The sequence below is a fragment of the Fulvivirga kasyanovii genome, assembly GCF_009711405.1.
GTDB lineage: Bacteria > Bacteroidota > Bacteroidia > Cytophagales > Cyclobacteriaceae > Fulvivirga > Fulvivirga kasyanovii.
Window position 1 is genome coordinate 1 of the sequence record NZ_SMLW01000369.1, and the last position, 7,361, is coordinate 7,361.

General features: G+C 43.4%; 7 protein-coding genes. 1 reads left to right on the top strand and 6 read right to left on the bottom strand.

Annotated elements, in window-relative coordinates; translation table 11 throughout:
* Positions 1-13 precede the first annotated feature (13 nt).
* A complete protein-coding gene (locus E1163_RS30395) occupies positions 14-1,459 on the top strand; it encodes a TonB-dependent receptor (RefSeq protein ID WP_185155951.1) in 1,446 nt (481 codons plus the stop codon).
* Here the strand turns inward: E1163_RS30395 and E1163_RS04160 are convergent.
* The 6 genes from E1163_RS04160 to E1163_RS04185 all read right to left on the bottom strand — a co-directional run bounded on the left by E1163_RS04160 (position 1,456) and on the right by E1163_RS04185 (position 7,356).
* Positions 1,456-2,259 (bottom strand): queuosine precursor transporter, encoded by an 804-nt coding sequence (locus tag E1163_RS04160; protein WP_155169781.1) that lies wholly within the window; start codon positions 2,257-2,259, stop codon positions 1,456-1,458. The genes E1163_RS30395 and E1163_RS04160 overlap by 4 nt on opposite strands.
* Complete coding sequence (locus tag E1163_RS04165; RefSeq protein WP_155169783.1) at positions 2,256-3,176, bottom strand: ribonuclease Z; 921 nt, start codon at positions 3,174-3,176, stop codon at positions 2,256-2,258. The genes E1163_RS04160 and E1163_RS04165 overlap by 4 nt, the downstream gene beginning before the upstream one ends.
* A 15-nt stretch (positions 3,177-3,191) precedes the next feature.
* Positions 3,192-3,575, bottom strand: coding sequence for an STAS domain-containing protein (locus tag E1163_RS04170; RefSeq protein ID WP_155169786.1), 384 nt, complete (start codon positions 3,573-3,575; stop codon positions 3,192-3,194).
* Between the two features lie 38 nt (positions 3,576-3,613).
* On the bottom strand, positions 3,614-4,549 hold the full coding sequence (locus tag E1163_RS04175) for a phosphoribosylaminoimidazolesuccinocarboxamide synthase (RefSeq protein ID WP_155169788.1): 936 nt from the start codon (positions 4,547-4,549) through the stop codon (positions 3,614-3,616).
* A 136-nt stretch (positions 4,550-4,685) separates the two neighbouring features.
* Positions 4,686-6,017 carry a toxin-antitoxin system YwqK family antitoxin gene (locus tag E1163_RS04180; RefSeq protein ID WP_155169791.1) on the bottom strand — a complete coding sequence of 444 codons (1,332 nt, stop codon included), beginning with the start codon at positions 6,015-6,017 and terminating at the stop codon, positions 4,686-4,688.
* 160 nt (positions 6,018-6,177) lie between these two features.
* Complete coding sequence (locus E1163_RS04185; RefSeq protein ID WP_155169794.1) at positions 6,178-7,356, bottom strand: acetyl-CoA C-acyltransferase; 1,179 nt, start codon at positions 7,354-7,356, stop codon at positions 6,178-6,180.
* Positions 7,357-7,361: the final 5 nt, after the last annotated feature.

Here is a 7,361-nt window from a genome sequence, read left to right on the forward strand (position 1 = left end):
TTCACTAAGACAATTGACTACCAAGGAGAAAGCACTTCAAATTAACCTGAGCAGGAACATTTATGGGTCATTTGCAGAGATAGGAGCGGGGCAGGATGTCGCCGCTAATTTTTTTAAAGCCGGAGGGGCTTCCGGTACAATTGCCAAGACCATGTCGGCCTACGATATGAGTTTTAGTGATGCTATTTACGGTATGTGCGAGCGGTACGTCTGTGAACCCAGGCTGATGAAAATGCTTGAGCATGAATATGACCTTCTTATCGAACGATTGCCTCACAGAGCACCAGATACTCAGTTCTTTGCTTTTGCCAATACCGTGGAAGCACTTAACTACGAGCGCACCAACCAGCCGCACGGATGGATTGGATTGAGATTTCAATGCACGCCGGGAGCAGCATACAATGAGTGTATCATACATGTGAAGATGCACGATAACGACGCTGTTTTACAGCAGCAGGCTCTGGGCGTTATCGGTGTGAACCTTATTTTTGGTTGCTTTTTCATCAAAGACCCCGAGGAACTTTTGGATTCTCTTATTGACGGACTCACGCCCGGCAGAATAGAGATAGATATGTTCAGGATCTATGGGCCTGACTTCAAGCACGTGGACAACAGGCTGATGAGCCTCAAACTTGTAAAAAGTGGCATGACCAGTGCGGCTATGTTTGGGCCTGATGGCAATGTGATGCAGCCATCGGAAGCTCTGTATAAAAAGAATGTACTTGTGCTACGCGGACGTTTCAGGCCTGTTACACATGTGAATGTGGATATGCTACTGACGGCCAGAAGGCATTTTAAAAATGAGCCGGACGTAGACAAAAGCAAAATTGTGGTGCTTACCGAGCTTACTCTTAATGACTTGCGCACCGAGGGTGAGATAGATGAGAAAGACTTCTTAAACAGGGTTGACATTATCTGCTCTCTGGGACAAAATGTAATGATTTCGAACTACCCCGAATATTATAAACTGGTGGATTACCTTTCAGGGATTACACGGGGAAGAAAAATTGGTATTATACTCGGTATTTATAACCTGCAGCGGGTTTTTGAAGAAAAGTACTATACCAACCTAAGAGGTGGTGTGCTTGAAGCTTTTGGAACACTGTTTGGTAATAATGTGACGCTTTACGTATATCCGTCGCATAAAATAGGAGGAGAGGGGCTTTATACGCTGGATAACTTTGAGTTGCCTGCCAATCTTCATGGCCTCTATCAGTATTTGATTGATAACAATAAGCTGGTTAATATCAAAGGTGCCAATGTAGATAACCTGCACATTGTTTCTGATAATGTGCTGGCCATGATCAAGTCTGGTAAAGAGGGGTGGGAGAAGATGGTTCCGCGAAAGGTAGTGAGCGCCATTAAGGACAGGTGCCTGTTCGACTATCCTTGTGAAACAGGGATCGAGGCAGACATTGAAGGCGAAGTTGAAGAACTCAAAAAGAAAAAGGCAGGTTAAAAGAACGAGCTGCTTTTATTCGCAGCATCTTCCATCATTTCCTCAGCCCGGTTTTTCCCAAGATATTTGTCTATGAAGTGATGGGCAACGTAAAGGGCAGGCGTCATAATGATGGCAATAGCAAACTTGTATATGTAATTGATTATGCCCACTGACATAACCTGTGAGAATGACCATTTGGCATCTGCCGATGCCAGCAGATAGAATGCAATGAACAATACTACGAAGCTATCTATGAGCTGAGACACTAGCGTGGAGCCGGTAGCGCGTAACCAAAGCATTTTACTGCCAGTAATGACCCTTAATTTGTGAAAAACAAAAACATCAAGCAACTGGCCTATCAGAAAGGCTGCAAGTGAGCCTACAATGATCCTGGCTCCCTGTAGAAACACCTTATCAAAGGCATAATCCATGTTAAAGGCATTTCCTGCCTGATCTTTGCTGTTGATCTCCAGCCAGAAATTTGCTGGTGTCAGCCAGCTTACCGCAGCTATGATCAGAAATGCATAAGAGATGAAGATAACAGTCAGATAGCTGATCTTTTTTACACCTTCTTTCCCGAAGTATTCATTAATGATATCAGTAGTAACAAAGACCACGGGCCACAATACCACTCCGGCGGTAAGATTAAAATCCAGTATCCAACCCCCGAATAGCTTTATCTGAGCAGGGTTAAACCCTAGTGTGCTTTCAAGGGAAAATATCTTGATGCCCACTAATTCAGCAAGTATGGCATTGGTAAGAAATATACCACTTAGAACTATGAAGAGGTTGGTCTTCTTATCGATAATGTGTTTCATAGATCAGGGACATCAATAGCCTCACCTTCCGTGGCCAGTTTGGTATTATCAAAGACGGCTTTTGCTTCTGCGAGGAATGGCGTGAGGTCGTTGTATCTGGCGGAGTAGTGACCAATAAGCAATTGACCTACCTCTGCTTTTTTCGCTATTTCTGCAGCTTGTGTTGTCGTTGAGTGAAAGGTCTGTGCGGCCCACATCTCTTTTGCATTTAAAAAGGTAGCTTCATGATACAGCAGGTCTACACCGGCAATATGAGGAATAATGGCTTCCTCATACTTTGTGTCAGAACAGTAAGCATATGACCGGGATTTTCTTGGCGGTAATGTCAGGTCAGTGTTTTTGTAAAGTAATTGTCCCTGGTCGTCATAAAGGTCTTCCCCTTTTTTTAGCTGGGCGATATGTGCCAATGAGAGTTTTGGAGGTAATTTCTCCTTGTTGAGCCTTAATGGCTTAGGTTTTTCTTTGACCAGAAATCCGCAACAGGGCACTCTGTGAAAGAGCGGAAAGCTGCTTACCTCAACAGTATTATCTTCAAAAAGCAGTTCAGGCTGGCTTGGGTCAAGCTGCCTGAACTGTATGTTATAATTAAGTACGGTATCAGAATATTTGAGCTGTGTAGTAATAATTTCCCTCAGGCCCTTTTGTCCATATATGTAAAGGTCACTTTTTCTTCGCAGAAGATGCATGGTGAAGATAAGGCCCATTAAGCCCAGGTAATGGTCACCATGGAGGTGACTGATGAAAATATGGCTGATGCGGAGGGTTTTGCATTTATACCTGGAGAGTTGCATTTGTGTGGCCTCACCACAATCTATCAGAAAATAGTGGTTTTGCACATTAAGCAATTGGGCTGAATGATGCCTGCCATAAGCAGGCATTGCCGAATTTGAGCCAAGTATTTTTAATTGAAATGACAAATTTCCTTACCCTACTCAATTCTCGTCCTCACCTTGTTTCAGGTCATTCTCCAGCTCATTCATGAATACGGCATCTATGGCCTCTTCTACAGTAGGAAGAATATTCAATACACTGTCAAGTTGGGAGATCTTTATCAGCTTCATAGTATGCTCGGAAAGTCCGGAAAGAACGAAAATCCCTCCATTCTCCTGAATCACTCTGTTGCCAACCAGCAAAGCGCTTAGCCCTGATGAATCTGTATATTTTACTCCGGAAAGGTCAAGAATAATGTTTTTGGCACCTTCGGCGTGAATAGTGATAAGCTCTGACTTCAGGTTTGGAGCAATATTAGAGTCCAGCTTTTCTTCATGAAGTTTTAGAAGACAATATTTCTCTTGTTTATCTATAGTGTATTTCATTTTGTTTGTTTTTAAGGCGGCTGAAACCAACCGCAAGTCTAATTGATTGCTTTTACAATGCTATTTTCAATCCGATCGTTCACTTTACTGTAGTCCTGCTTTTGAAAAGGCTCCCCAGTGAATTTCTCGAAGAGTTCAAGATACCTATCAGAAATTGAATTTACAACCTCGTCTGTCATTTCAGGGACCTTTTGTCCATTCTTTCCCTGAAAACCCTGCGATATCAACCATTGTCTAACGAATTCTTTGGAAAGTTGTTTCTGGGCCTCACCTTTTTCCTGGCGTTCTTCATAGCCATCAGCATAAAAATATCTGGAAGAATCAGGTGTATGGATTTCATCGATCAGGTAGATAGTGCCGTCGAGCTTTCCAAACTCGTACTTGGTGTCCACCAGGATCAGGCCTCTTTCTTTGGCCATTTCAGTACCTCTTTGGAAGAGCTTTCGTGTATAATCTTCCAACTGTTCATATTCTTTTTCAGAAACAAGGCCTTTGGCTATGATCTCTTCGCGCGAAATGTCTTCATCGTGTCCTTCATGAGCTTTGGTAGTAGGGGTGATGATCGGTTCCGGAAGCTTATCATTTTCTTTTAGGCCTTCGGGTAAAGCTACTCCGCAGACGGATCTTTTGCCATCGCGGTACTCCCTCCAGGCATGCCCGGCAAGATAACCTCTGATCACCATTTCTACCGGAAAAGTCTCACAGGTAATACCAATGGCTACATTAGGATCGGGTGTCTGCTCCAGCCAGTTGGGGCAGATATCTTTTGTTGCTTCAAGATTTTTTGTAGCTATCTGGTTCAGGACCTGTCCTTTAAAAGGTATCGCCCTGGGCAGGATTACATCAAATGCAGAGATCCGGTCAGTGGCTACCATGGCCATTCTATTGCCAAAATAATAGATGTCACGAACCTTGCCCCTGTAAAAGTTGGTCTGGCCCTTAAAGCTGAAATTTGTTTCTTTTAATGCGTTCATAGGATGCCAGCAAATTTAGGTATGTACGCAGATATTAAAAACACTATTTGATTTATTTACACTCTCATTTACAGAATTATAGGAGCACTTCGGCAGAAGGGCTTAATCAAACTGCCGGATTAAACTTACGGCGCAGCTAATTTGCATCGAAAGGGGCCGTCTTAGTGTCTATCAATTGATTGTTTTTATAGATCTCTACCCTCATCAGTTCCCCTTTCTCATTAAACAGTTGCCACTCATTTACCTTCCTGTTGGTCACGTATTCCCCTTCTTCTTTAAGTTGGCCATTTTCATGATAGCTCTTGTAAATGCCATGTATCTTATTGGCGTGATAGGGTGTTTCAGAGGCAAGGGTTCCGTCAGGATAATATGTTTTCCCTGTTTCGTATTTCATGCCAAACTTGAAGAGCTGTTCGGAAGCCTTAATGCCGTTTTCGTGGTAAGTGGTTCTTAAGCCATTCAGCCTGTCCTGATCATAATACTCCACTGTTTTTATTTTTCCATTGGCATGAAACTGCTTCCACTCTCCATGAGGTTTGCCGTTGAGGTAGTTTTCCACGCTGGTTAGCTGCCCAAGGGTATCATATTTTGATATTTTTTCCTCGGTCTGGTCTTTGTTTAATTCTGTCTTGGCCTTGGGTTTACCGTTGGAATAGTATGCATAGCCCGTGCCTACCTTTTTTCCGGCATTGTAAGTATAGTTGTGTTCCATGTTGCCGTTAGGGTAGTAACCAATGTTTTCCCCATGAAGCTGGCCATTCATGTACATGCCTTTGAGCAATAACTGCCCTTGCATATTATAGGTTTTGAATACCCCTGTTTTTTCCCCTTCAGCCATTTGCGATTCGGTTTCCAGTTGTCCGTTAGGGAAGTAGGTCTTATAATATCCGTTTAAAATCCCTTTAAGATAATTGCCTTCCGTCATCAGGGTTCCATCTTCATAATAGGTTTCCGTAATTCCGGTTTGAAAACCTTCTTTGTAGGTGATCTTACGTTTGATTTTACCACTGGGGTAGTATTCAAGGAGCGTGCCTTGTGGTTTACCATTGACAAAATATCCGCGGCTTCTAAGGCTTCCGTCGGTATAATGGGTGTACAGGCTGTCGGCCAGTTCATTGTTGATAAAACTGCCTGCCTGGATCAGTTGGCCGGTTTCGGAATAAACTTTTACAGGTCCTTCTTTCTTTCCGTTTTTATATGAAACAATGCGTTGAAGTTTCCCGCTGGGGTAGTATTCTTTAAATGTACCATCCTTATACCCATCTTTGAAGGAGCCTTCAACGGCAATGGTTGTATTAGGATGATATTTGAGGTATTTACCTTCTATTATATCAGGTCCATTTTTATTAACAAAGTAGACTTCTTTCAGGATTTCTTCTTCCTGGTCGTAGTAAGTCCTTACCTCTTGCTGGGCGTGGGTTAAAACCGGGAGAAGAATCAGAAGAATAAAATGTACATACTTTTTCATATTACAAAAGTAACGATTATTACAATACCTCCGGTACGGACAGGCTGGGTTAAACCTGATATGAGACAATAATTTTGCCTGATCAGTTCCTTTCGGTATGTAATAAAAAAGCCTTACGCTTTTAACGCAAGGCTTCCTTGTAAATTATATAAGCTACAACTTAGAGTTTTTCGATCACTATGGCAGAAGCACCTCCGCCACCATTACAGATACCTGCTACACCTATTGTTCCATCATTTTGGTGTAGCACGCTGTTCAGGGTGGTGATGATTCTGGCTCCGGAACAACCCAGTGGGTGACCCAGGGCTACAGCACCGCCGTTTACGTTAACTTTTGCGGGATCCAGCTCCAGTTTGGTGTTGTTTGCAATGGCAACAGCAGAGAAGGCCTCATTGATCTCATAGAAATCCACATCTCCCTTCTCAACTCCTGCGGCTTTCATAGCCTTAGGTATAGCCAGTGAAGGCGCTGTGGTGAACCACATAGGATCCTGGGCAGCATCTGCAAACCCTTTGATTTTTGCTATGGGCTTCACGCCTAATTCCTTTACTTTTTCTTCGCTCATCAATATGATAGCTGAAGCACCATCATTTATAGTAGAAGCATTCGCCGCAGTTACCGTACCGTCTTTTGAGAATACCGGTCTGAGGGAAGTGATTTTATCAAACCTTACATTTTTGTACTCTTCGTCTTCATTTACTACCAGGGCATCACCTTTTCTTTGAGGTACTTCTACGGGTACAATTTCTTCTGCAAACTTGCCTGCTTCCCAGGCGGCGGCAGATCTTTTGTATGAATTGATGGCGTATTCGTCCTGTGCCTCCCTGGAGATGTTCATCTCTTTGGCGGTATTGTCAGCACAGTTACCCATGGCAAATTGGTTGTAAGCCTCCCACAGACCATCGTGCATCAGGCCGTCAATTAACTGACCATGGCCATATTTGTATCCGAACCTGGCGTTAGGTAAATAGTAGGGGGTATTTGACATGCTTTCCATGCCACCTGTCATCACTACATCATTTTGGCCCAGCATGATCGATTGTGCACCGAGCATAACGGCCTTCATGCCTGAAGAGCATACTTTATTTACGGTAGTACAAGGTACATTGTAGCCAATTCCCGCACCAACAGCGGCCTGTCTTGCAGGTGCCTGGCCAAGTCCTGCTGAAACTACATTGCCAAAGTATACTTCATTAACTTCTTTAGCATCCACACCGGCTTTGGATAAGGCACCTTTGATAGCTGCAGAGCCTAATTGTACTGCAGTAAGGCTGGAAAGGCTGCCTCCGAAGCTTCCGATGGGAGTCCTTACGGCCGAAACGATATACACATCTTTCATAGATA

Bases quoted from the DNA above. Each gene is read 5' to 3' on its own strand.
- E1163_RS04175 (WP_155169788.1), bottom strand. From the start codon at position 4,549: ATGAACGCATTAAAAGAAACAAATTTCAGCTTTAAGGGCCAGACCAAC.
- E1163_RS04160 (WP_155169781.1), bottom strand. From the start codon at position 2,259: ATGAAACACATTATCGATAAGAAGACCAACCTCTTCATAGTTCTAAGT.
- E1163_RS04185 (WP_155169794.1), bottom strand. From the start codon at position 7,356: ATGAAAGATGTGTATATCGTTTCGGCCGTAAGGACTCCCATCGGAAGC.
- E1163_RS04180 (WP_155169791.1), bottom strand. From the start codon at position 6,017: ATGAAAAAGTATGTACATTTTATTCTTCTGATTCTTCTCCCGGTTTTA.
- E1163_RS04170 (WP_155169786.1), bottom strand. From the start codon at position 3,575: ATGAAATACACTATAGATAAACAAGAGAAATATTGTCTTCTAAAACTT.